Source organism: Streptomyces armeniacus (assembly GCF_003355155.1).
In the GTDB taxonomy this organism is placed as follows: Bacteria; Actinomycetota; Actinomycetes; order Streptomycetales; family Streptomycetaceae; genus Streptomyces; species Streptomyces armeniacus.
The window spans coordinates 351,986-373,502 of record NZ_CP031320.1 but is presented as its reverse complement, the minus strand read 5'-3'; the positions used below and the strand labels follow the sequence as shown (position 1 = coordinate 373,502).

Here is a 21,517-nt window from a genome sequence, read left to right as displayed (position 1 = left end):
TGCTGTACTGAACGCTGAACATCTTCGGACCAGCCCCGGCCGGTCCCCGAAACGCCGAGAGGAGGCGAGCCAAGTGAGCGAGATCATCCAGACCGTCAAACTGACCGATCACTCGGTCGTCGCCTCCTGCCTGCCCGTCTTCCGTCTCGTCGGCACCGGTGTGTCCGGCGTCCGCGCGGGTGGCGACATGCGGCTCGGCGGCAATGAGCGACCGACGAAGGCACTGGCGGTAGCGGCACAGGCGCAGGCGTATGTCTCCGCCTTTGCGGCGGCCAATGGTGCCGGCGAAGGAAGCCAGAAGACGCAGCAGCACACGATGTGGGCCTTCCGTGGCCACGATCCCTGGAGAGATCCAGCCTGACCGGCAAGATCAGGTCGGCACCTTCCAGGGCCGCGGAACCCACACCGGGATCCGCGGCCCTTCTGTTTGCCCCAGCCCGGCCACCAGCCGGGCCGACCAGACAACAGACACCGAAAGACGAGGAAGACGACAGTGCAGACCGAGACGCACGCCCCGTCACCGACCACCGACCTGATGCCACCTGATGCCACGGAGGACACCTTGACCGCCCCGCTCACGACTCTCACCGAGCTCGACGACGCCATCGAGCGCCTCGGTGTGGCCGTTCCCTGCCGCTCCTACGACCCCGAGGTCTTCTTCGCCGAATCGCCCGCCGACGTCGAGTACGCCAAGTCGCTCTGCCAGACCTGTCCGCTGCGTGAGGCCTGCCTCGCCGGCGCCAAGGACCGGCGTGAGCCGTGGGGCGTCTGGGGTGGCGAGCTGTTCGTCCAGGGCGTTGTCGTGCCGCGGAAGCGTCCGCGCGGACGTCCGCGGAAGAACCCGGTCGTGGCATGAACACCCCGGGAACGATCAGTCAGCCGTCGACGCACGACCCTCAGCTGCGTCACCTTCCGAAGCAGGATCCGACGATGAAGACATCCACCACCGACACCGCCGCCCGTCGCCAGACGACCGCGGAGGCGTCACCTCAGAAGAGGACCCGAGACATGCAACTCTTGCCAGAATCACTGGCGCGCGCCCATATGGACGCACGCATCCGCGAGGCCGAGTCCGAACGCAGGGCGCTGCACGTGGTGTCGGCACGCCGCTTGCAGCGCCGTGCTGAACGCGCCTCGCTGCGGGCTCGCCGCGCGATCGCCATGGCGGTCATGCAGTAAGCCTGAAGGGCAGGACAGATGACCGAGGGAGGAACCGGGGCGTTGCGCCCCGGTTCCTTCGTGTGCCGGGGGTTATCTTCGTGAAGGTGGACGAGAAGACGACCGGCAGGACGGTCTGCGCCCTCTGCGGCACTACCGCCGAGGAGACACCGGTGACATGGGTCTGCTCCGTGGAGAACGGAGACCGGCGGTACTTCTGTGAGGAGTGCTCACGCGCCCACCTCCGTGCCATCGAGGGCCGCATCGACTCCAGTTGGTGGTGACGGCTCGAAACCGGGGACCCACTCCTCGAGTTCGTCCCGCATCCGGACCGTGGCCCCCAGCTGGCACAGCACCCCGATGGTGCTGAGCGTGACGCGGTGGATCAGCAGATACGACGGCGGCAGGTTGAGCTGCTTGCCCAACTGGTGTGCGGGCGAACGCGGGTCGGCGATCCGCCCGGCCTGTTCCCGCATCCAGCCGCGGTCGAAGTCGAACGACTCCGCACGCGCGGGCTCGATGATCGGCAGCAGATAGTCCAGGACCGCCGCCGGGTCCAGCTCTATCGTCTCCTTGACGAAGCCCTCGTCGCACAGCAGGCCGTACACCTCCTCCGCTTCGCCGTCGAGCGTCATCCGCAGCGCGGTGCCGATGGTCGGCGGCAGCCCGTCTGGCAGCCGGTCCACCGTGCCGAAGTCCATGACTCCCAGGCGCCATTCGGACGGCGGGCCATCGTTCCCGGAGGGTGCGGAGCCACCGGTGAGCAGCCGGAAGTTGCCGGGGTGCGGGTCCGCGTGGAGCAGGCCCGTACGGGCCGTGCCCGCGAACAGGAACCGGGCCAGCAGCTGGCCCGCGCGGTCCCGTTCCTCCTGCCCGCCGTCCGAGATCACCTCGGACAGCGGCACGCCGTCCATCCACTCGGTCACCAGCACCTGGTCGCTCTGGTGCACCACGTCGGGCACGAACACGTCGGGGTCGTCGGCGAACTCCTCGGCGTAGGCCCGCTGCGCCTCCGCCTCCAGCTCGTAGTCCAGCTCCTCGGTCACCCGCTCCCGCAGCTCGGAGATCAGCGGCTTGATGTCCATGCCCGGGATGAGCGGCCCCAGCAGCCGTGCGAAGCGCCCCAGTTGGGCGAGGTCGGAGATCAGGGCCTCGCCCGCGCCGGGATACTGCACCTTCACGGCGACCTCGCGCCCGTCGTGCCACACGGCCCGGTGTACCTGACCGATCGACGCGGCCGCCGAGGGCTTGTCCTCGAACTCCTCGAAGAGGTCGCGCCAGTCCTCGCCGAGCCGCTCCGCCAGCACCGCGTGCACGGTGCCGGTCGGCATCGGCGGCGCCGCCTCCTGGAGCTTGGTCAGCGCCGCGCGGTACGGCCCGGCGACCTCCTCCGGCAGCGCCGACTCGAAGACGGAGAGCGCCTGCCCGAACTTCATCGCCCCGCCCTTGAGCTCGCCGAGCACCTTGAACAGCTGCTCCGCCGTGCGCTGCTGCAGCTCGTGCCCGACGAGGTCCGCAGAATAGCCGCCGATCCGCTTGCCGAGCCCCCAGGTGGCCCGCCCCGCGAACCCGAGCGGCAGCGCGGCCAGCCTGGCGGTACGGGTGACCGCCTTGCGGGGAAGATCAGACATGCGCCCCTCCAACTCCCTGACAGCACAACCGGATCGCGGCACTGCGAACACCGGAAATCCCGGGAACGCCGACTACCCCGCCATTGTGGCCTGTCCGGGCTCCCTGGCCGAGGGTGGGCGTCCCACCGTCGCCGAATCGGCACCGCAGGGACATTCACGGTGCGGAGTGAACAACTCCGTGTCGGGCAGCAGGTGGGGGAGCACGAGCCGCATGCGGTACCCGGCGGCGCATCCGCCGTCGCCGTCGAGAAAGCTCAGCGCGTAGGAGGTGACGGCCCCCGCGACCATCACCGCCAGAGCCGTGTCACACGCGGCCACCCCGGCCCGTCTGCGCGCGGCCGTGCGCCACTGGCCCACCACCAGCGGCCAGCTGGGCTCCCGTTCGGCGCGGGTGCGCATCAGGCAGCTCGCACAGGGGGTCACGCCGGGCAGCACCAGCGGCCCCACCACGCCCGTGCCCTCGATCACACCGCCGTACAGATGCGGGATGCCCGCCCGGACGAACCGCTCGGCGACGGCGGGATCCGGGGCGTACGCGTCGAGGCCGTCGCGCGGGGCGATCACCACCAGGCTCAGCCCGTCCCCGACCCGGCCCTCCGGTGTGCCCTTCCGGGACGGCCAGGGCCTGGCGCCGTTCACGGCCTTGCGCGCGGCGGCGTCGCGGCGCTCGCCCGTACGCGTCGCGGGGATGCCGCCTGGTGAGGTGTCCCAGGGCTCGACCTGGCCGCCGTCCACCACGTCCACCTGCCCGACGCCCGCGGCCGAGAGGGCGGCCGCGACCGTCGCGCCGACCCGTCCCGCGCCGCGCACCTGGACCCGTCCGGCGCGTCTGGCCGCCAGCCGGCGCGGCCCCGCGCCCGGTTCGGGGTGCACGGCGGAGAGCGAGGCGAGGTCGGGGCGCAGCCGGTCGCCGACGCTCGCCGCCGCCTGCCGGTCCGCAGTGGCGTCGTCCAGCAGACCGGCTCTGGTGAGCCGCTCCACCAGCCGGTCCGCCGCGTCGGGCGCCAGACCGAGCGCGGTCGCCTCCACGCGGAGCCGCTGCATGCTCCTGGTGCCGTCCATCAGGTCGAGGAACAACGCCGTGGTGTCGTCGACCGGCCCGAGCAGCACAGCGTGTGCGGGCGCCACGCCGTACTGAACCGTCTGCCGGTCACGCCAGCCGCGCCGCAGCGCGGGCTTGATCATCGGGTGCATGAGAACAGCATGGAGGTTCTCGGCGAAAGGCGTTCAGACTTATCCACAGGTGGGGGTTAATAGTCGTACAAGCCAGGTGCCGGCTGCGGCGTTTCCGCGTCAACCGCCCCGGAGCCGGGACTTCCGCCAGCGCCAGCGGGTAACGTCGGGGCGTGCCCGCCGACCCGCTGAACAGCACCAGCCGGAGCGCGGTCGAGGTGCGCCGCAGCGCCCGCCGCCGCCGTACGGTCTCCGCCTACCGGGAAGGCGACAGAACCGTCGTGCTCATCCCGGCCCGCATGTCGGTGGACGAGGAAGAGCGCTGGGTCGGCGTCATGCTCGACAAGCTCGCCGCGCAGGAGGGCAGGCGGCTGCTCGGCGACAGCGAGCTGGCCGAGCGGGCCAGGGACCTCTCCGAGCGCTACCTCCAGGGACGTGCCCGCCCCGCGTCCGTACGCTGGGTGACGAACCAGAACACCCGCTGGGGCTCCTGCACTCCGGCCGAGGGCAGCATCCGGCTCTCGCACCGGCTCCAGGGCATGCCGGAGTACGTGATCGACTACGTCCTCCTGCACGAGCTCGCGCATCTCCTCGTGCCGGGCCACGGGGCCCGGTTCTGGCGGCTGTTGGACGACTATCCCCGTACGGAGCGGGCCCGCGGGTTCCTCGAGGGGATCTGCGCCGCCGACCGGCTGCCGTATCTTCCTGCCGCCCGCGACGAGTGAACTGTCGGCCGCACCCGTTAGCCTGTCGCGACGTACTCATGGCAAAACGGATGGGGGACGGTCGTTACGTATGGCCAGGGAATTCCAACGCGGCCACAAGGCCAAGATCAGTGACCTGACAGCGGGAACGGATCTGTACGTCGGCGTGCAGATCGCGGGCCCCGGGCTCAGCTTCGACATCAGCTGCTTCGGCCTCGATGCCGAGGAACGGCTCTCCGACGATCGCTACTTCGTGTTCTTCAACCAGCCGAAGTCGCCCGAGGAGTCCATCCAGCAGCTCGGTGCACAGGCCGGTGACACGGAGTCGTTCCGCGTCACACTCGACCGCATCCCGCAGAACATCCAGAAGCTGACGTTCACCGCGACGATCGACGGCGCCGGGCAGATGTCGCAGGTCGGCCCCGGATACATCCGTATCGTCGCGGGCGGCGAGGAGGTCGCGCGGTACGCCTTCCAGGGCTCGGAGTTCAGCACCGAGCGCGCCGTGATGCTCGCGGACTTCTACATGAAGGACGTGTGGCGGTTCGCGGCTGTCGGCCAGGGCTTCGACGGCGGGCTGGAAGCGCTGCTCGCGAACTTCGGCGGCGAGGTCGCCGAGGAGGAGCCCGCCGCGCAGCAGGGCGGAGCGCCCGGGTTCGCGCCTCCGGGCGGCCAGGCCGGCGCACCCGCGGCGCCGCAGCAGCCCGCGCCGGGGTTCGCACCGCCGCCGGGCGGCGCGCCCGCCGCGCCGCAGGCTCCGCAGGCGCCGCAAGCACCCCAGGCGCCGCAGCCGCAGGCACCGGCCCCGCAGCAGCCGGCGCCCCAGTCGCCCGCGGCCGCGCACGCCGCCGCCCCCACCATCGCCGCTCCCATCACGCCGCCCGGCCAGCAGCCCGGCCAGCCCGTCCCGCCGCCGGGCCCGCCCGGCACACCGGGCCAGGCACCGCCGTTCGGCCAGCCCTCCGGCCAGCAGCCCCCCGGTCAGCCCCTGCCCGTGCCGCCGCCGCCCGGTGCCCCGCAGGGCGCGCCGTTCGGGCAGCCGCCCGGGCAGCAGCCCCCGGGCCAGCCGCTGCCCGTGCCGCCGCCCGGCGGCCAGCAGGGCGTGCCCGGCCAGGCCGTGCCGAACCCGTTCGGCCAGCCCGGCGCACCGCAGATGCCGCAGGTCCCGCAGGGCCCCGCGGCCGGGATGTCCGTCACGCTGGAGAAGTACCGCGAGGCGCCGACCGGGCAGCGCTGGACGCTGCAGAACGGCCAGCTCGCCCGCGTCGACCTCGGCATGGACGGCCAGCCGGTGCTCGCCAAGCAGGGCAGCATGGTGCTGTACCAGGGCAAGGTCGACTTCAGTTACAAGGGCGCCGGCTTCCGCGGCCGCGTCGTCGGCAACGCCACCGGCCAGGAGATGCAGCTGATGCGCTGCTCCGGCGGCGGCCAGGTGTTCTTCGCCGAGCAGGCCGGGAATCTGCACCCCATCGAGCTCCAGGGCGACGCGATCTGCGTGTCGGCGGAGAACGTTCTCGCGTTCGACGAGTCGCTGCAGCACGAGGTGCGGCGGATCGAGGGCCACGGCATACCGGGCGGCGCGCTGTTCACGATGCAGTTCCAGGGCACGGGCACCGTCGTCGTCAAGACCCAGGGCACTCCGGTCGTCCTGCCGGTCACGCCGACGACGTTCGCGGACGCCGACGCGGTCGTCGCGTGGTCGGCCGCGGCGCAGGTCATCGTCTCCAGCCAGGTACGGCTGCGCCGTCAGGCGTATCCGGGGCACAGCGGCGAGACCGTGAACCTCCAGTTCCGCGGCGCCCCCGGGAACTTCATCGTCGTCCAGCCCTGCGAGGTCTGAGGAGCCCGTCATGGATCAGCAACTCATCTCGGGCTACGCCCCGACCGCCCCGGCCGCCCGCATGGAGAACCACGGCACCAGCATGCTGAAGGTCGTCATGCAGTCCGGCCAGGACCTGTTCGCCCGCACCGGTTCGATGGTCGCGTACGAGGGCTTCGTGCAGTACGAGCCCAACCCGCCCGCCGTACGCCAGATGGCCTCCCAGTGGCTGACCGGCGAGGGCGCGCCGCTGATGCGGTGCCACGGCGACGGGCTGTTGTACCTCGCCGACTACGGCGCCGACGTCGTCGTGCTCAACCTCAACGAGGACAGCCTCTCCGTCAACGGCACCAACATCCTCGCCTTCGACGCCCACCTCAACTGGGGCGTCCAGCGCGTGAAGGGCATGGCCAAGTTCTCCGGGCAGGGCCTGTTCAACGTCGCGATCCAGGGCACCGGCTGGGTGGCGATCACCACCCGCGGAATGCCGGTCGTGGTCGACTGCGGCCGCGGCGCGGACGAGACGTACGTCGATCCGGACGCGCTCGTCGCCTGGTCGACGCATCTGAAGATGAAGGGCAAGCGCAGCTTCAAGGCGTCGTCGATGATCGGCCGCGGCAGCGGCGAGGCCTACCAGATGGGCTTCTCCGGCCAGGGCTTCGTCGTCGTGCAGCCCAGCGAGGACAGCACCGACCGCCTGCGGGCGCGGGGCTGAGGGGGAGGGAAACACCATGCAGAGTCCGCTTTTCGGCTACACCGAGGTCCAGTCCGCCGACCGCTACAGCCTGCAGAACGAACGGCTGCTGCGCGTCTCGCTGAGCGGCCACGAGGACGTGCTCGCCCGGCAGGGCAGCATGGTCGCGTACCAGGGGCTGCTGGAGTTCGACGGCGAGTACCAGACGCGGGGCCAGCGCCGCGACCGGGCCAGGACCGGCGAGGGCCTGGACCTGATGCGCTGCTCCGGCGACGGCACGGTCTTCCTCGCCAACCTCGCGCAGTACATCCACATCGTGGACGTCGACCACCAGGGCCTGACGGTCGACGGGCAGTACGTCCTCGCGCTGGACTCCGGCCTCCATTGGGAGGTGATCTCGGTGGACAGCCAGTACGGAGTGTCCGGCTCCGGCAAGTACAACCTCAACATCTCCGGGCAGGGGAAGGTCGCGCTCATGACCTCCGGGCAGCCGCTGATGCTGCAGATCAGCCCGGAGACGTACGCGAACGCCGACTCCGACGCCGTCGTCGCCTGGTCCAGCTCGCTGCGGGTCCAGATGCAGGCGCAGACCAGCTCGTCCGGCGTCTGGCGGCGCCGCGGCAACACGGGTGAGGGCTGGGAGCTGAGCTTCATGGGGCAGGGCTACGCCCTCGTGCAGCCCAGCGAGCTGCTGCCGCCGCAGAACGCGGTGATAGGCGGTGGCGCGGCGCAGTACGGCATGGGTCAGCAGGGCGCCCGCGGTCAGAACCAGGGCAACATCTGGTCCAACTGAGCCAGGGCCCGGGCCGGACCGCCGGCCCGGGCACCAGCCGCGGCACCGGCACGGACGGCGGCCCGCCCGCGCCCGGTCACAGCCGGGCGCGGGTGCGGTCCGTCAGCCGGGCGACGGACTCGTCGGCGACGGCCGGCACGTCCTCGTACGCGTACCAGCGCAGCTCCAGCGACTCCTCGCTGACCGCCTCCACCGCGCCCTCCGGCGCGAGCACGGCGTACTGCACGTCCAAGTGCCAGGCGCACGGCGTCAGATGGCGGTCCAGGCCGACAGGGCCGCCGGGCAGCAGCGTCAGCCCCTCGATGCCCGACTCCTCCGCGGCCTCCCGCATGGCCGCGCCCGCCAGCGTGGTGTCGACGGGCTCGCAGTGCCCGCCCGTCTGCAGCCACATCCGCAGCTTGCGGTGCAGCGTGAGCAGCACCCGGCCGCGTACGGGATCGACCACCAGCGCGCTCGCCGTGAGGTGACCGTCCCGGCAGGACCGGGACATGGCGTCCGGACGGGCCGCCAGATGGTCGAGATACGCCAGCCGCAGCCGTTCCTGGCCGCCCTCGGGCGGAGACCACTCCTTCAGCACGCGGGACGCGTCGTCGTGCAGACTCACTTCTTCGGACCGCTGTCGCCGCTGTCGCCCTCGCCGCTCCCGCTGTCGCCTTCGTCGCTCTTGCCGGTGCCGCCGCCCGAGCCGCCGCTCTCGGCCGCGTCTCCGAGCATCTTGTCCAGCTCCGAGAAGTCCAGCTGCTCGCGGTGCACGAAGCCGTCCGGGTCGTCCAGGTCCTCAGCGGTCGGCAGCATGTCCGGGTGCGCCCAGAGCCCGTCGCGCCCCTCCATGCCGCGGGCGTCCGTGAGCGAAGCCCACAGCCGCGCCGCGTCGCGCAGCCGCCGCGGCCGCAGCTCCAGGCCGATCAGCGTGGCGAACGTCTGCTCGGCCGGGCCGCCGGACGCGCGCCGCCGCCGCAGCGTCTCGCGCAGCGCGCCCGCCGACGGCAGGTGCGGCTCGGCGGCGCTGTGCACCACCGCGTCGACCCAGCCCTCGACCAGCGCGAGCGCCGTCTCCAGCCGGGCCAGCGCCGCCTTCTGCTCCGGGGTGTCCTCCGGCTGGAACATGCCCTGCTGCAGCGCCTGCTGGAGCTCCTCCGGATGCTGCGGGTCGATCTGCCCGACGACGTCCTCGAGCTTGCTCGTGTCGACCTTGATCCCGCGTGCGTACCCCTCGACGGCGCCGAAGAGGTGCGAACGCAGCCACGGCACGTGCGCGAACAGCCGCTGGTGCGCGGCCTCACGCAGCGCGAGATACAGCCGGACCTCCTCCTGCGGGACGCCCAGGCCCGTACCGAAGATCTCGATGTTCCGCGGCAGCAGCGCGGCCTTGCCCGCCGGCCCCAGCGGCAGCCCGATGTCGGTCGAGCCCACCACCTCACCGGCCAGCACCCCCAGCGCCTGACCGATCTGGGTGCCGAACATGGCGCCGCCCATGGAACGCATCATCCCGAGCAGCGGGCCCGCCATCGCCTGCATCTCCGCCGGAAGCACGTCCCCCATGGCCGCGCCCACGCGCTCCGCGACCGGGTCGACCAGGTCCTTCCACACGGGCAGCGTCGCCTCGACCCACTCCGCGCGGCTCCAGGCCACGGCCGAACCGGAACCGGAGGGCAGCGAGGTCGCGCCGTCCAGCCACAGATCGGCGAGGCGTACGGCCTCCTCGACCGCGGCGCGCTCGTTCGGTCCGACGCTCGCGTCCTTGGAACCGGCGCCCGAACCCTCGCCCTGCGACGAGTCACCGGGCACTCCCTGGGCGACGGTCTGCCGGGCGATGTCCTTGGCCATGTCCCAGTTCACCGGGCCGCCCTCGTACGACATCATCTGGCCGAGGCGCTGGAAGGCCGCGCCCAGGTCGTTGGGGTCGAACGAGCCGCCGGGGCCGCCGCCGAGCGAACCGAACATCGCGGCGAGCGGATTCTCGGCGCCGCCCTGGCCGCCGCCGAAGCCGAACGGGTTCGGCTGGCCGCCGCCGCTCTGGCCGGCGCCGCCCTGTCCGCTCTCGCCGCCCTGCTTCTTCTTGCCTTCGTCCCCGTCCTCGGGCTCCTCGGGAGGTACGCCGAATCCGAATGGGATGTCACTCACGGGTTTCCTCGGATCTGTCTCGTCGGACGGTTCGATTGGTGTGATCTGGTGGGCTCTGCCTCCAGCCTAGACACCTGTCAGGCAGGATGGAGCCTGCGCACCTCGTACCAGAAACAACCGCTGGAGACGCCCGGTGAGTTCCTCCGAGACCGACGTTCGCGCAGCGCGAACCCCAACCATCGCCGTGACCGGCGCTGCATCCGGGGTCGGTGCGCTGCTCACCGAGCGGCTGGCCGCCTCCTCGGAGATCAAGCAGGTCATCGCCCTCGACGAACGCCGAGGGGAGGTCAGCGAGGCGCAGTGGCACACGCTGGACGTCCGCGACCCGGCCATCGCCGACCGGCTGCGCGGCGACGGGCGGCCGGTGGACGTGGTCGTCCATCTCGCGCTGGACCTCGACCTGGAGACGGACCCCACCGCCCGCACCGCGTACAACGTGCGCGGCGCCCAGACCGTCCTCACCGCCGCCGCGGCCGCCGGCGTCCGCCGGGTGGTGCTGTGCACCTCGGCGATGGTCTACGGCGCCCTCCCGGACAACGACGTGCCGCTCGCCGAGGACGCCGAGCTCCGCGCCACCGCGGAGGCCACCGGCGTCGGCGACCTGCTGGAGATCGAACGCCTCGCCCGCCGCGCACCCCGCGCGCACCCCGGCCTGAACGTGACGGTCGTACGCCCCGCCATCCTCGTCGGCGGCACGGACACCGCCCTGACCCGGCACTTCGAGTCGCCGCGGCTGCTCGTCGTCGCGGGCTCGCGGCCCTGCTGGCAGTTCTGCCACATCGAGGACCTGGTGAGCGCGCTCGAGTACGCGGCGCTGGAGAAGGCCGAGGGCGAGCTGGCCGTCGGCTGCGACGGCTGGCTGGAGCAGGAGGAGGTCGAGGAGCTGACCGGCATGCGCCGCATGGAGCTGCCGTCCGCGGTGGCGCTCGGCGCCGCGTCCCGGCTGCACCGGCTGGGCCTCACGCCGTCACCGGCCGGCGACCTCGCCTACACGATGCACCCCTGGGTGGTCAGCGGCCGGCGGCTGTACGAGGCGGGCTGGCGCCCGGAGTGGACGAACGAGGAAGTCCTCGCCGAGCTGCTCGACGAGGTGTCCGGCCGCCATACGGTCGCCGGACGCCGCCTGGGCCGCAAGGACGCCACCGCGGCGGGCGCGGCGGGCGCTACCGTGGCCCTGCTGGGCACCGCGGCGCTGGTCCGGAGGGCGCGGAAGCGGCGCGGCCTGTAACGGCCTGTAGCGGACTGAGCCGCGTATCCGGCGGATCCGGGGAGCCCGCCGGGGGCCGCGGCGCACCGTACGACCTGGGGATGTTCCCGTACGCGGGCGGGTGCGGCAGCATGACCGGCATGGCACAGACGTACGAGCACCCTGGCGAGCAGGCCGCACCGGACCCGATCCGGCTGCTGGCGATCCGAGACACTCCGCTTTCGCTGGACGAGGTCTTCAAGGCGGTCGGCGACGACGCCGCGGGCGGCACGGCCCTGTTCGTGGGCACGGTCCGGAACCACGACGGGGGCACGGACGTGGCGCGGCTCGGCTACTCGTCGCACCCCACCGTGGACGCGGAGTTCCGCCGGGTCGCGGAGCGGGTGGTGGCGGACTTCCCGGTACGGGCGCTGGCCGCCGTACACCGGGTCGGGGACCTGGAGGTAGGGGACCTCGCGGTGATCGTGGCGGTGTCCTGCCCGCACCGGGCAGAGGCGTTCGACGCGTGCCGCCGCCTGATCGACGACCTGAAGCACGAACTCCCAATCTGGAAGCACCAGAGCTTCACGGACGGGACGGAAGAATGGGTGGGGGCGTAGCCCTCGTAAGGCGGCGTAGCGATTCGTTGAGCCGTGGCGACCCGAGCGGACGCGTTCCGGTTGCGTGACCGGCAGGCCGGTAACAGCGTTGGAACCTGCGAAGGTTAACCTGCTCATCAGCCGGTCGTTCCGGTTGACGCAGCTCAATGAAGCGCAACAGGAGGACTCGATGGCGGCTCTCCTCTGGCTGCTGATTCCGGTGGCGGCGGGTGTGGTCGCGAGCGTATGGGGCGGTCTCGCCGCCCGGCGCCGCACGATCGTGCCCGACGCGGACGGTGTGGCCGGATACGAACGCTTCCGGGAGGCCATGGAGCGTTCCGCCGGTCCCGCATGGGATTCCGCTCTCGCCCCCGACGCTTCACCGGACCGCGTCCCGGCCGCCGTCGTCCCGGTGCGCGGTGCCCCGGACGGACCGGCCCGGGAAGCCCGCTGACGTACCCGTCCCGTACTGTTTCGGCATGCCACGCCGCACCGCGACCATGCTTGCGTCCACGCTGCTCCTGATAGCCGTGCTCTGCGCCGCCGTGCTGATCAAAGTGCCGTACTCCGCCATGTCGCCCGGCCCCACGTACAACACGCTGGGCACGGTGAAGGGCGAGCAGGTGCTCAGCTTTCCCGGCAAGGAAGACTCCGGGAACAAGACAAGTGGTCATCTGAACATGACGACCGTACGGGTCACCGGCTCCGAGTACCGGATGAACCTCTTCGAGGCCGTCTACGGCTGGCTCGCCGACGACAACGCGGTGGTGCCGCACTCGACGCTCTACCCGACGGACAAGTCGGCGGAAGAGGTGGACGAGGAGAACGCGGAGGAGTTCAGCCGGTCGCAGGAGAGCGCGAAGGTCGCGGCGCTCAAGGCACTGGGCAAGAAGGTGGCGACCCGCGTCGTCGTGCAGTCGGTGGTCAAGGACGGTGCCTCGCACGGCACGTTGCACGCCGGCGACGTGATCAAGGCCGTGGACGGGAAGCCGGTCAAGAACCCACAGGACGTGGGCAAGCTGGTGACCAAGCACGAGCCGGGGGAGGACGTCGGGTTCACGATCGTCCCGGCGGACGAGGCGGAGGCGGCCGAGAAGGCCAAGAAGGACCCGAACACGCTGGAGGGGAAGCGGATCACGGTGCCGACGAAGAAGGCGCCCGACGACGGGCGCGCACTGGTCGGCATACAGCCGGGGACGGCGCACACGTTCCCGTTCCCCATCAACATCACGCTCGCGGACGTCGGCGGGCCGAGCGCCGGGCTGATGTTCGCCCTCGGCATCGTGGACAAGCTCACCAAGAGCGACCTGACCGGCGGCGCGTTCGTGGCGGGCACCGGCACGATCGACGCCGACGGGAAGATCGGCGCGATCGGCGGCATCCAGATGAAGACCGTCGCGGCGCGCGAGAAGGGTGCGGAGTTCTTCCTCACCCCGAAGGGCAACTGCTCCGCGGCCGCCGCCCACACGCCGGACGGACTGACGCTGGTGAAGGTCGACACGATGAGCGACGCGATGGACGCGATGAAGAAGATCCGGGACGACAAGACGTCCGAACTGCCGCGCTGTTCCGCGGGCTGAGGCCGGAACCGGCGTGGTGTACGAGGGCGGAGGGCGCGGCGGCGGCCCGTACGCGGGCACCGGCCCGTACGCGCGCCCGGACCCGTACCCGCGGCGCGGGCACCGTACGGGCCCCGGCGCCCGTACCGCCTGTCACTCCTCGAACGTGGCCGCCAGCGCGTCCGCCAGGCCCGGTACGAGGCTCGCGCCCGTCAGCACCTCGGTGGCGGCGTCCTTCTCGCGCAGCCGCAGCGCGGAGTCCCGCGCTCCGTCCCGCAGGACGGCCACCGTCATCCGCACCTCCTGGCGTTCCGGGTGCGCGGCGACCCAGTCCGCCAGCTCCCCGGAGTTCAGCCCGTCCGGTACGGACTCCTCCGCCGACGGCGGCAGCATCAGGCGTTCCACGGTCAGCGCGCAGCCCGCGACCGCGCCGGGCCAGGCGATCGTGCCGAGGAATTCGTCCAGCGCGGTGCCGGACGGGAGCGCGTCCTGTTCGACGGGTGTGTACGAGCCCGGAGCCTCGTCCTCGTCCGCTCCGGGGGCCAGTTGCTCGGCGAGTGCGGGCTCTTCGGCGCGCAGCTGCGCGGTGTCGACCAGGGCGAACAGCCGGGCGGGCTGGTCCCAGCCGAGCCCGGCGGCGTACTCGTCGATCTCGAGGACCGCGCGGGTCAGCGGGTTGCCCGCGAGGGGGGTGCCGTCGTTGGGGAAGTTGTCCATCCCCATATCGTGCACTCGAAGACCCCGGAAACGGGAACTGAGTAAAGCTTGAGTAAGTTGCCTTAGTGGGTCCTACGATGCGGGCCCGCTTCATCCACTGCGAATCTTCGAGGTGCGCACCTTGGCTTTCCAGATGCCGGACCGGGGCTCGGGCGGCCCCACCGGGCCACGGATCAGAGTCGGCCGACCATCGAGGCGCGTCCGGACTCTGCTGATGACAGTCGGCGTGCTCGCCGTCCTGGCCATGCTCTTCGTCATGTTCGCCGGGTTCTGGACCGACTGGCTCTGGTATCGCTCGGTGGGCTATCGCTCGGTCTTCACCAAGACCCTGTGGACCAAGGTCGGTCTGTTCGCCGTCTTCGGACTGCTGATGGCGGGCGTCGTCGGGCTGAACATCTGGCTCGCACACCGGCTGCGGCCGCCGCTCAGCGCGATGTCGCTGGAGCAGCAGAGTCTCGACCGGTACCGCATGGGCATCGCGCCGTACAAGAAGTGGATCCTGCTCGGGGTCACCGCCCTCGTCGGGCTGATCTCCGGCGCCTCCGCGGCCGGCCAGTGGCGGACGTGGCTGATGTGGATCAACGGCGTCTCGTTCGGGCAGAAGGATCCCCAGTTCGGCAAGGACGTGTCGTTCTACGCGTTCGACCTGCCCTGGTACCGCTTCCTGCTGAGCTTCGGCTTCGCCGCGGCCGTGCTGTCGCTGCTGGCAGCCGCGCTCGTGCACTACCTCTACGGCGGGCTGCGCATCACCAGCCCCGGCGCCCGTGCGACCGCGCAGGCCACCGGGCATCTGTCGGTGCTGCTGGGCGTGTTCGTGGCGCTGAAGGCGGTGGCGTACTGGCTGGACCGGTACGGCCTCGCGGTCAAGGGCAGCGACTTCAAGGCGACGGACAACTGGACGGGCCTGAAGTACGTCGACGCGAACGCGTATCTGCCGGCGAAGACGATCCTGTTCATCATCGCGATCATCTGCGCCCTGCTCTTCTTCGCCACCCTCTGGCGGCGCACCTGGCAGCTGCCGGTGATCGGCTTCGGGCTGATGGTGCTCTCCGCGATCCTCATCGGCGGGCTCTATCCCGCGATCGTGCAGAAGTTCCAGGTCGAGCCGAACGAGCAGGCCAAGGAGACGCCGTACATCCAGAAGAACATCAAGGCGACGCGCGACGCGTACAACATCAACGACGCCAAGGTGAACGACTACTCGGGCACCGCCAAGGCGCCGAAGAGCACGCTGCGGGACGCCGCCGACAGCGCGGCCAGCATGCGGCTGCTCGACCCGAACGTCGTGTCGCCGACGTTCCAGCAGAAGCAGCAGGTCCGTGGGTACTACCAGTTCCCGTCCACGCTGGACGTCGACCGGTACACCGACAAGAACGGCAAGGAGCAGGACACCGTCGTCGGTCTCCGTGAGATCAACACCGACGGGATCCCCAAGAAGGGCTGGATCAACGAGCACTTCAAGTACACCCACGGGTACGGCATGGTGGCCGGCAAGGGCACCGAGGTCGACGAGGACGGCGAGCCCGTCTTCACGGAGCAGGACCTGCCGCCGAAGGGCCAGATCGGCAAGTACCAGCCGCGGATCTACTACGGCGAGAAGACCTCGCAGTACTCGATCGTGGGCGGCCCGCAGCAGGAGCTGGACTACGCCGACGACAACGGCGAGAAGACGTACACGTACACCGGCGACAGCGGCGTGGACCTGTCCAACCCGGTGAACCGGGCGGCGTACGCGGTGAACTTCAACGAGCCGCGCATCCTCTACTCCGGGGCGATCGGCGAGGGTTCGCAGATCCTCTACAACCGGACGCCCAAGGAGCGGGTCGAGGCGGTGGCGCCCTGGCTGACCATCGACGGCGACCCGTATCCGGCTGTGGTGGACGGCCGGGTGAAGTGGATCGTGGACGCGTACACCACGACGAACAACTACCCGTACTCGTCCCGTACGACGCTCGGCGACACCACGGCCGACGCGCTCACGGACAGCCAGCGGTCGGTGGTCGCCCAGCAGAACCGGGTGAACTACATCCGCAACTCGGTGAAGGCGACCGTCGACGCGTACAGCGGCGAGGTCGACATGTACCAGTGGGACACCAAGGACCCGGTGCTGAAGACCTGGATGAAGGCCTTCCCGGACACGGTGAAGGACAAGAGCGAGATCAGCGACGCGCTGATGGCACATCTCCGGTATCCGCAGGACCTGTTCAAGGTGCAGCGGGAGCTGCTCACGCGGTACCACGTGACGTCGCCGTCGCAGTTCTACAGCGGCAGTGAGCGGTGGCAGATCCCGGACGACCCGACGCACAAGGGCAACGCCGTCCCGCCGTACTACCTCAGCATGAAGATGCCGCAGCAGAAGGAGCAGAGGTTCTCCCTGACGACGACCTTCAACCCGGTCGAACGGCAGACGCTGGGCGCCTTCATGGCGGTGGACGCGGACGCGTCGAGCCGCGAGTACGGCAAGATCACGATGCTCAAGTTGCCGTCGAACACCACCGTTTCAGGGCCGCAACAGGTGCAAAGCAAGATCAACTCTGATCCGGAGATCGCCAACGACCTCAACATCCTGAAGAGAGGCGACTCCGAGATCGAGTACGGCAACCTGCTGACCGTGCCCTTGGAAGGCGGCCTGCTCTACATCGAACCGGTCTACATCCGAGGGGCCGACACCAACTACCCGCGGATGAGAAAGGTCGTGGCCACCTTCGGCGAGGAGATCGCCTACGAGGACACCCTCAAGGAGGCACTCGACGGCGTCTTCCCGGCCGACGGCGACGCGGGCAAGGATCCCGGCGGCGAGGAGGATCCGGAGAAGGACCAGGACAAGGATCCGCCGCCGACCGACGACCCGTCGGCGCAGGAGGCCCTGAAGGACGCTCAGGAGGCGTACGACAAGGGTCAGAGAGCGCTGGAGAAGGGCAACTGGGAGGAGTACGGCCGGGCCCAGGAGGACCTCAAGGAGGCCCTGGAGCGCGCGGCCAACTCCCAGGGAGGCTCGACCGGTTAGCGGCGGCTGACTGAACGCGGAGCCGAAGGGCCCGGAGTCAACCGACTCCGGGCCCTTCGCTTGTGCGGGGGACTTTGCGGCAAAGGCGTTTGAGGTGTCTCTCTGTCGGGAAGTCGACAAACCGCTGAAGTGACCTCACTGGCTGCGGTATACCAGGTGTACGAGGGTTACGGGTGGTGCGACGATGGGGCTTATGGGGGACAAGGCGAGGCTTGCCGGTCCGGGCGTGGTGAACGCCCAGGACGCCGGTGCCACGAGCGTGCTCGGCGCACAACTGCTGCGCCGGGGCGATCTCGACGGCGCCGAGCCGCATCTGCGCGCTGCCACCGCGGCGGGTGACCGCGCCGCGGCCAACAACCTCGGAGTCCTCCTGCACCAGCGCGGCTACGCGGACGAGGCGGCCGGCTGGTGGCGCGTCGCCGCCGTCGCGGGTTCCGCCGCCGCCGCCCACGCACTCGGCCGGCACCACCGCGAGCGGGGCGACGAGCCCGCCGCGTACTACTGGCTGCGCCAGTCCGCCGAGTCGGGGCACGCGCTGGGCGCGTACGCCCTGGCCGACCTGCTCGAGCACCGGGGCGAGGACGGCGCGGAGGAGTGGTTCCGCGCGGCGGCCGAGCGCGGCCACCGCGAGGCGGCGTACCGCGTCGCGCAGCTCATCACCGCGCGGACCGACCGCGAGGTCGAGCGCGGCCCGGGCACCAACGGCCGCAGCACCGGCGCCGGTTCGGGCGGTGCGGGTTCCGGTGCGGGCCCCGGCGAGGCGGCGCCCACCGCGGGCTCTCCGGAGGAGGAGGCCGAGCAGTGGTACCGGCAGGCCGCAGCGCGCGGACACCGCCGTGCCGCGCTGCGGCTGGGCACCATCCTGGAGCGGCGCGGCGAGCCGAAGGAGGCGGGGCGCTGGTATCTGACCGCCGCCAAGGCCGGTGAGTCCCGTGCCGCCTGCGCCCTCGGCTTCCTGCTGCGTGACGCGGACGACGAGGAGAGCGCCGCCGTGTGGTGGCGCCGTGCCGCCGAGGACGGCGACGGCAACGCCGCGAACGCGCTGGGCGCGCTGCACGCCGAGCGCGGCGAGCGGCAGACCGCCGAGCGCTGGTACCGCGTGGCGCTCGAAGCCGGCGACGACAACGGCGCGTTCAACCTCGGCCTGCTCTGCGCGGGCCAGGGCCGTACGGCGCAGGCCGAGCAGTGGTACCGGCGCGCGGCCTACGCCGGGCACCGCGAGGCGGCCAACGCGCTGGCCGTGCTGCTGCTGCAGCGCGGCGACGCGGAGGGCGCCGAGCCCTGGTTCTCGAAGGCGGCCGAGGCGGGCAGCGTCGACGCCGCGTTCAACCTCGGCATCCTGCAGGTCGGCCGGGGCGACGACGAGGCGGCGCGCGTCTGGTACGAGCGCGCGGCGGCGGCGGGCCACGCCGAGGCGGCGCTGCAGATCGGCATCGTCACCCTCCGGGAGGGCGACACGGAGACCGCGGAGCGGCATCTGCGGTGCGCCGCGGAGGGCGGCAGCGTCGAGGGCGCCTTCCGCTTCGGCGCGCTGCTGGAGCGGAGCCAGGTGCGCCAGCCCGGCGAGGACGACGGTGACGGCGTCTCCGCCGAGCACGAGGAGTGGTACGAGCGCGCGGCCGCGCAGGGCCACCGCCGTGCGCAGGTGCGCCTCGGCATGTCCGCGGCGGCGCGTGGCGATGTGGTCGAGGCCGCACGCTGGTACCGCGAGGCGGCGGAGGCGGGCAGCCCCAACGGCGCGTTCAACCTCGGACTGCTGCTGGCCCGCGAGGGCAGCGAGCCCGAGGCGGCGCTGTGGTGGACCCGTGCCGCCGAGGCGGGGCACGGCCGCGCGGCGCTCCGGCTCGCGCTGATCAGCGCGAGACGCGGCGAGCTGGCCGACGGCCAGCACTGGTGCGCCCGCGCGGTCGAGCTGGGCCCGGACGAGGTGGCGGCCCGCGCCGCGAAACTGCGGGACGCGCTACGCGACGAGCTGTCGGCGTAGGGGCCTGCGTGCTGAGGCGCGCAGGCCCCGTTCCGTCGCCCTGACACGGCGCCGGGGAACGGATTTGCGCTGGTCGTCGGCCCGGGGTTAGAGTAAGGGCACACAACGACGCGGGGTGGAGCAGCTCGGTAGCTCGCTGGGCTCATAACCCAGAGGTCGCAGGTTCAAATCCTGTCCCCGCTACTTGGTGCTGAGGGCCCGGATCCAGGATCCGGGCCCTCAGTCATGTCGTGATCCGGTGCCGACTGTGCCTGCGGGCTGGCCGCATGCCGCGCGGGCGGTCGTACGGCCCGTCAGCCGTCCCGCTCGTCGCCCGCGCAGGAGGGGCAGAGGCCGCGGTAGGTGACCGTGGCGTCCGAGATGGTGAAGCCGAACCGCTCGCCCTCGGGCAGCGCCGCCAGCGGGTCGCCCTTCGGCTGGACGTCCCGGATTGCGCCGCAGCGGGAGCAGACCAGGTGCTGGTGCGCGTGCCGCGCGTTCGGGTCGTACCGCTTGGCGCGGCCGTCCGTGCTGACCTCGATCACTTCTCCGATGGAGACGAGCTCGCTCAGCGTGTTGTAGACGGTCGCCCTGGCGATCTCGGGCAGCCGGTCGGCGGCACGGGCGTGCACCTCGTCGGCGGTGTAGTGCACATGGTCGCCGTCGAGCACCTCGGCCACGACTCGCCGCTGCGCGGTGAGCCGCCAGCCGCGATCACGGAGTCGTTGCAGCAGGTCACTCATGACAACCAGCCTAGCAGCGCGCCGTTCCATGGCCAGAACGCGTACGGGATTCGGTCTCTTCTTGACTTAGACATTGTCCAATGTAGGATCGCGTCAGGCGAAAGCCGAGGACAGGATTGAGAAGCAGGAGGCGCATGTGACCACGCAGGACGTGACCACCGGACCGCTGACGACGGAGGCCGGGGCTCCGGTCGCGGACAACCAGAACAGCCAGACCGCGGGTGCCGGGGGCCCTGTGCTGGTCCAGGACCAGCTCCTGCTGGAGAAGCTGGCGCACTTCAACCGCGAGCGGATTCCGGAGCGGATCGTGCACGCCCGCGGCGCCGGCGCGTACGGGACGTTCACCGTGACGGCGGACGTCAGCCGGTATACGCGGGCGGCGTTCCTGTCGGAGGTCGGCAAGGAGACCGAGCTGTTCGCGCGGTTCTCGACCGTCGCGGGCAACCTCGGTTCGGCGGACGCCGTGCGGGACCCGCGCGGCTTCGCGCTGAAGTTCTACACCGAGGAGGGGAATTACGACCTCGTCGGCAACAACACCCCGGTGTTCTTCATCAAGGACGCCATCAAGTTCCCCGACTTCATCCACACCCAGAAGCGCGACCCGTACACCGGCTCGCAGGAGGCGGACAACGTCTTCGACTTCTGGGGTCTGTCGCCCGAGGCCACGCACCAGGTGACCTGGCTGTTCGGCGACCGCGGCATCCCCGCGTCGTACCGCCACATGCACGGCTTCGGCTCGCACACCTTCCAGTGGAGCAACGCCGACGGCGAGGTCTTCTGGGTCAAGTACCACTTCAAGACCGACCAGGGCATCAGGAATCTGACCGAGGACGAGGCCGCCGTGCTGGCGGGCCAGGACCCGGACAGCCACCAGCGGGACCTTCGCGAGTCCATCGAGCGCGGTGATTACCCGAGCTGGACCGTCTACGTGCAGATCATGCCGGCGGCCGACGCGGCGAACTACCGCTTCAACCCGTTCGACCTGACGAAGGTCTGGCCGCACGCGGACTATCCGCTGACCGAGATCGGCCGGATGGAGCTCAACCGCAACCCGGAGAACATCTTCGCCGAGGTCGAGCAGTCCGCGTTCTCGCCGGCCCACTTCGTGCCGGGCATCGGCCCGTCCCCGGACAAGATGCTCCAGGGCCGCCTGTTCGGCTACGGCGACGCCCACCGGTACCGCGTCGGCATCAACGCCGACCACCTGCCGGTGAACCGTCCGCGCGCGACCGAGGCCCGTACGTACGGGCGGGACGGCCTGCTGTACGACGGCCGCCACGGTGGCGCGAAGAACTACGAGCCGAACAGCTTCGGCGGCCCGGCCGAGACCCGCAGGCCGCTGTGGGAGCCGGTAGCCGTCTCGGGCGTCACCGGTGACACGGAGGCGCCCTCGCATGCCGAGGACGACGACTTCGTCCAGGCGGGCACCCTCTACCGGCTGATGTCGGAGGAGGAGAAGGAGCGGCTCGTGAACAACCTCGCGGGCGCCATGGCCGGCATCACGCGCGACGACATCGCGCAGCGCGCCATCGAGAACTTCCGCAAGGCGGACGCGGACTACGGCAAGCGGCTGGAAGCCGCGGTTCAGGCCCTGCGCGGCTGACGGCCCGCCTGCCGTAATGATCCGGAGGGACCGGACGCCAGTGG

Annotated in this window: 20 protein-coding genes and 1 tRNA gene; 15 read left to right on the top strand and 6 right to left on the bottom strand. The window is 71.1% G+C overall.

Going from position 1 to position 21,517, the window contains the following annotated elements; all coding sequences use genetic code 11:
• Positions 1-73 precede the first annotated feature (73 nt).
• From DVA86_RS01640 to DVA86_RS01630, 3 genes are all read left to right on the top strand, one after another.
• Positions 74-361, top strand: coding sequence for a hypothetical protein (locus DVA86_RS01640; protein ID WP_208875130.1), 288 nt, complete (start codon positions 74-76; stop codon positions 359-361).
• A gap of 132 nt (positions 362-493) precedes the next feature.
• On the top strand, positions 494-856 hold the full coding sequence (locus DVA86_RS01635) for a WhiB family transcriptional regulator (protein WP_208875128.1): 363 nt from the start codon (positions 494-496) through the stop codon (positions 854-856).
• The gene (locus tag DVA86_RS01630) at positions 853-1,179 is read left to right on the top strand and encodes a hypothetical protein (RefSeq protein WP_208875126.1); all 327 of its coding nucleotides are present in this window, start codon (positions 853-855) and stop codon (positions 1,177-1,179) included. The genes DVA86_RS01635 and DVA86_RS01630 overlap by 4 nt, the downstream gene beginning before the upstream one ends.
• Before the next feature lie 209 nt (positions 1,180-1,388).
• Here the strand turns inward: DVA86_RS01630 and DVA86_RS01625 are convergent, their stop codons facing one another.
• Together DVA86_RS01625 and DVA86_RS01620 are read right to left on the bottom strand one after the other, a co-directional pair.
• The gene (locus tag DVA86_RS01625; protein ID WP_208875124.1) at positions 1,389-2,789 is read right to left on the bottom strand and encodes an ABC1 kinase family protein; all 1,401 of its coding nucleotides are present in this window, start codon (positions 2,787-2,789) and stop codon (positions 1,389-1,391) included.
• A gap of 72 nt (positions 2,790-2,861) precedes the next feature.
• Entirely contained in the window at positions 2,862-3,983 is a 1,122-nt protein-coding gene (locus DVA86_RS01620) for a ThiF family adenylyltransferase (protein ID WP_208875122.1), read from the bottom strand.
• Positions 3,984-4,135: 152 nt separating this feature from the next.
• On the opposite strand from DVA86_RS01620, the gene DVA86_RS01615 reads away from it, so the two are divergent.
• The 4 genes from DVA86_RS01615 (at position 4,136) to DVA86_RS01600 (ending at position 7,972) form a co-directional block, all read left to right on the top strand.
• Positions 4,136-4,687, top strand: a complete 552-nt coding sequence (locus DVA86_RS01615) for a M48 metallopeptidase family protein (protein ID WP_208875121.1) — start codon at positions 4,136-4,138, stop codon at positions 4,685-4,687.
• A gap of 70 nt (positions 4,688-4,757) precedes the next feature.
• Positions 4,758-6,506: a TerD family protein gene (locus tag DVA86_RS01610; protein ID WP_208875119.1), complete on the top strand. Its 1,749-nt coding sequence runs from the start codon at positions 4,758-4,760 to the stop codon at positions 6,504-6,506.
• Positions 6,507-6,516: 10 nt separating this feature from the next.
• Positions 6,517-7,200, top strand: a complete 684-nt coding sequence (locus DVA86_RS01605; protein ID WP_208875117.1) for an AIM24 family protein — start codon at positions 6,517-6,519, stop codon at positions 7,198-7,200.
• Positions 7,201-7,216: 16 nt separating this feature from the next.
• A complete protein-coding gene (locus DVA86_RS01600) occupies positions 7,217-7,972 on the top strand; it encodes an AIM24 family protein (RefSeq protein ID WP_208875116.1) in 756 nt (251 codons plus the stop codon).
• Between the two features lie 76 nt (positions 7,973-8,048).
• Here DVA86_RS01600 and DVA86_RS01595 read toward each other — a convergent pair whose 3' ends face one another.
• Both DVA86_RS01595 and DVA86_RS01590 read right to left on the bottom strand, forming a co-directional pair.
• Positions 8,049-8,576: an NUDIX hydrolase gene (locus DVA86_RS01595; RefSeq protein ID WP_208875114.1), complete on the bottom strand. Its 528-nt coding sequence runs from the start codon at positions 8,574-8,576 to the stop codon at positions 8,049-8,051.
• Positions 8,573-10,096 carry a zinc-dependent metalloprotease gene (locus tag DVA86_RS01590; protein ID WP_208875113.1) on the bottom strand — a complete coding sequence of 508 codons (1,524 nt, stop codon included), beginning with the start codon at positions 10,094-10,096 and terminating at the stop codon, positions 8,573-8,575. The genes DVA86_RS01595 and DVA86_RS01590 overlap by 4 nt, the downstream gene beginning before the upstream one ends.
• Positions 10,097-10,229: 133 nt before the next feature.
• Here DVA86_RS01590 and DVA86_RS01585 point away from each other — a divergent pair, with 133 nt between their 5' ends.
• The 4 genes from DVA86_RS01585 (at position 10,230) to DVA86_RS01570 (ending at position 13,461) form a co-directional block, all read left to right on the top strand.
• Positions 10,230-11,324: an SDR family oxidoreductase gene (locus DVA86_RS01585; protein WP_208875111.1), complete on the top strand. Its 1,095-nt coding sequence runs from the start codon at positions 10,230-10,232 to the stop codon at positions 11,322-11,324.
• Positions 11,325-11,443: 119 nt separating this feature from the next.
• Positions 11,444-11,902 (top strand): molybdenum cofactor biosynthesis protein MoaE, encoded by a 459-nt coding sequence (locus tag DVA86_RS01580; protein ID WP_208875109.1) that lies wholly within the window; start codon positions 11,444-11,446, stop codon positions 11,900-11,902.
• 169 nt (positions 11,903-12,071) lie between these two features.
• The gene (locus tag DVA86_RS01575; RefSeq protein WP_208885611.1) at positions 12,072-12,335 is read left to right on the top strand and encodes a hypothetical protein; all 264 of its coding nucleotides are present in this window, start codon (positions 12,072-12,074) and stop codon (positions 12,333-12,335) included.
• Positions 12,336-12,360: 25 nt separating this feature from the next.
• Positions 12,361-13,461, top strand: coding sequence for a YlbL family protein (locus tag DVA86_RS01570; protein ID WP_208875108.1), 1,101 nt, complete (start codon positions 12,361-12,363; stop codon positions 13,459-13,461).
• Positions 13,462-13,593: 132 nt separating this feature from the next.
• On the opposite strand, the gene DVA86_RS01565 is transcribed toward DVA86_RS01570, so the two are convergent.
• Complete coding sequence (locus DVA86_RS01565; RefSeq protein ID WP_208875106.1) at positions 13,594-14,157, bottom strand: PPA1309 family protein; 564 nt, start codon at positions 14,155-14,157, stop codon at positions 13,594-13,596.
• Positions 14,158-14,290: 133 nt separating this feature from the next.
• On the opposite strand from DVA86_RS01565, the gene DVA86_RS01560 reads away from it, so the two are divergent.
• From DVA86_RS01560 to DVA86_RS01550, 3 genes are all read left to right on the top strand, one after another.
• Positions 14,291-17,164, top strand: coding sequence for a UPF0182 family membrane protein (locus tag DVA86_RS01560; RefSeq protein ID WP_208884295.1), 2,874 nt, complete (start codon positions 14,291-14,293; stop codon positions 17,162-17,164).
• 184 nt (positions 17,165-17,348) lie between these two features.
• Positions 17,349-19,148, top strand: a complete 1,800-nt coding sequence (locus DVA86_RS01555; RefSeq protein ID WP_208875105.1) for a tetratricopeptide repeat protein — start codon at positions 17,349-17,351, stop codon at positions 19,146-19,148.
• A 109-nt stretch (positions 19,149-19,257) separates the two neighbouring features.
• Positions 19,258-19,331, top strand: a tRNA-Met gene (locus tag DVA86_RS01550).
• A 110-nt stretch (positions 19,332-19,441) separates the two neighbouring features.
• Here the strand turns inward: DVA86_RS01550 and DVA86_RS01545 are convergent.
• Positions 19,442-19,870 carry a Fur family transcriptional regulator gene (locus tag DVA86_RS01545; protein WP_208875104.1) on the bottom strand — a complete coding sequence of 143 codons (429 nt, stop codon included), beginning with the start codon at positions 19,868-19,870 and terminating at the stop codon, positions 19,442-19,444.
• Between the two features lie 151 nt (positions 19,871-20,021).
• On the opposite strand from DVA86_RS01545, the gene DVA86_RS01540 reads away from it, so the two are divergent.
• Positions 20,022-21,473 carry a catalase gene (locus tag DVA86_RS01540; RefSeq protein ID WP_208884293.1) on the top strand — a complete coding sequence of 484 codons (1,452 nt, stop codon included), beginning with the start codon at positions 20,022-20,024 and terminating at the stop codon, positions 21,471-21,473.
• The last annotated feature ends 44 nt before the right edge of the window (positions 21,474-21,517 follow it).

Coding starts and splice junctions, on each gene's coding strand:
- DVA86_RS01630 (WP_208875126.1), top strand. CDS start 853: ATGAACACCCCGGGAACGATCAGTCAGCCGTCGACGCACGACCCTCAG.
- DVA86_RS01625 (WP_208875124.1), bottom strand. CDS start 2,789: ATGTCTGATCTTCCCCGCAAGGCGGTCACCCGTACCGCCAGGCTGGCC.
- DVA86_RS01620 (WP_208875122.1), bottom strand. CDS start 3,983: ATGCACCCGATGATCAAGCCCGCGCTGCGGCGCGGCTGGCGTGACCGG.
- DVA86_RS01610 (WP_208875119.1), top strand. CDS start 4,758: ATGGCCAGGGAATTCCAACGCGGCCACAAGGCCAAGATCAGTGACCTG.
- DVA86_RS01605 (WP_208875117.1), top strand. CDS start 6,517: ATGGATCAGCAACTCATCTCGGGCTACGCCCCGACCGCCCCGGCCGCC.
- DVA86_RS01600 (WP_208875116.1), top strand. CDS start 7,217: ATGCAGAGTCCGCTTTTCGGCTACACCGAGGTCCAGTCCGCCGACCGC.
- DVA86_RS01580 (WP_208875109.1), top strand. CDS start 11,444: ATGGCACAGACGTACGAGCACCCTGGCGAGCAGGCCGCACCGGACCCG.
- DVA86_RS01575 (WP_208885611.1), top strand. CDS start 12,072: ATGGCGGCTCTCCTCTGGCTGCTGATTCCGGTGGCGGCGGGTGTGGTC.
- DVA86_RS01570 (WP_208875108.1), top strand. CDS start 12,361: ATGCCACGCCGCACCGCGACCATGCTTGCGTCCACGCTGCTCCTGATA.
- DVA86_RS01565 (WP_208875106.1), bottom strand. CDS start 14,157: ATGGACAACTTCCCCAACGACGGCACCCCCCTCGCGGGCAACCCGCTG.
- DVA86_RS01560 (WP_208884295.1), top strand. CDS start 14,291: ATGCCGGACCGGGGCTCGGGCGGCCCCACCGGGCCACGGATCAGAGTC.
- DVA86_RS01555 (WP_208875105.1), top strand. CDS start 17,349: ATGGGGCTTATGGGGGACAAGGCGAGGCTTGCCGGTCCGGGCGTGGTG.
- DVA86_RS01545 (WP_208875104.1), bottom strand. CDS start 19,870: ATGAGTGACCTGCTGCAACGACTCCGTGATCGCGGCTGGCGGCTCACC.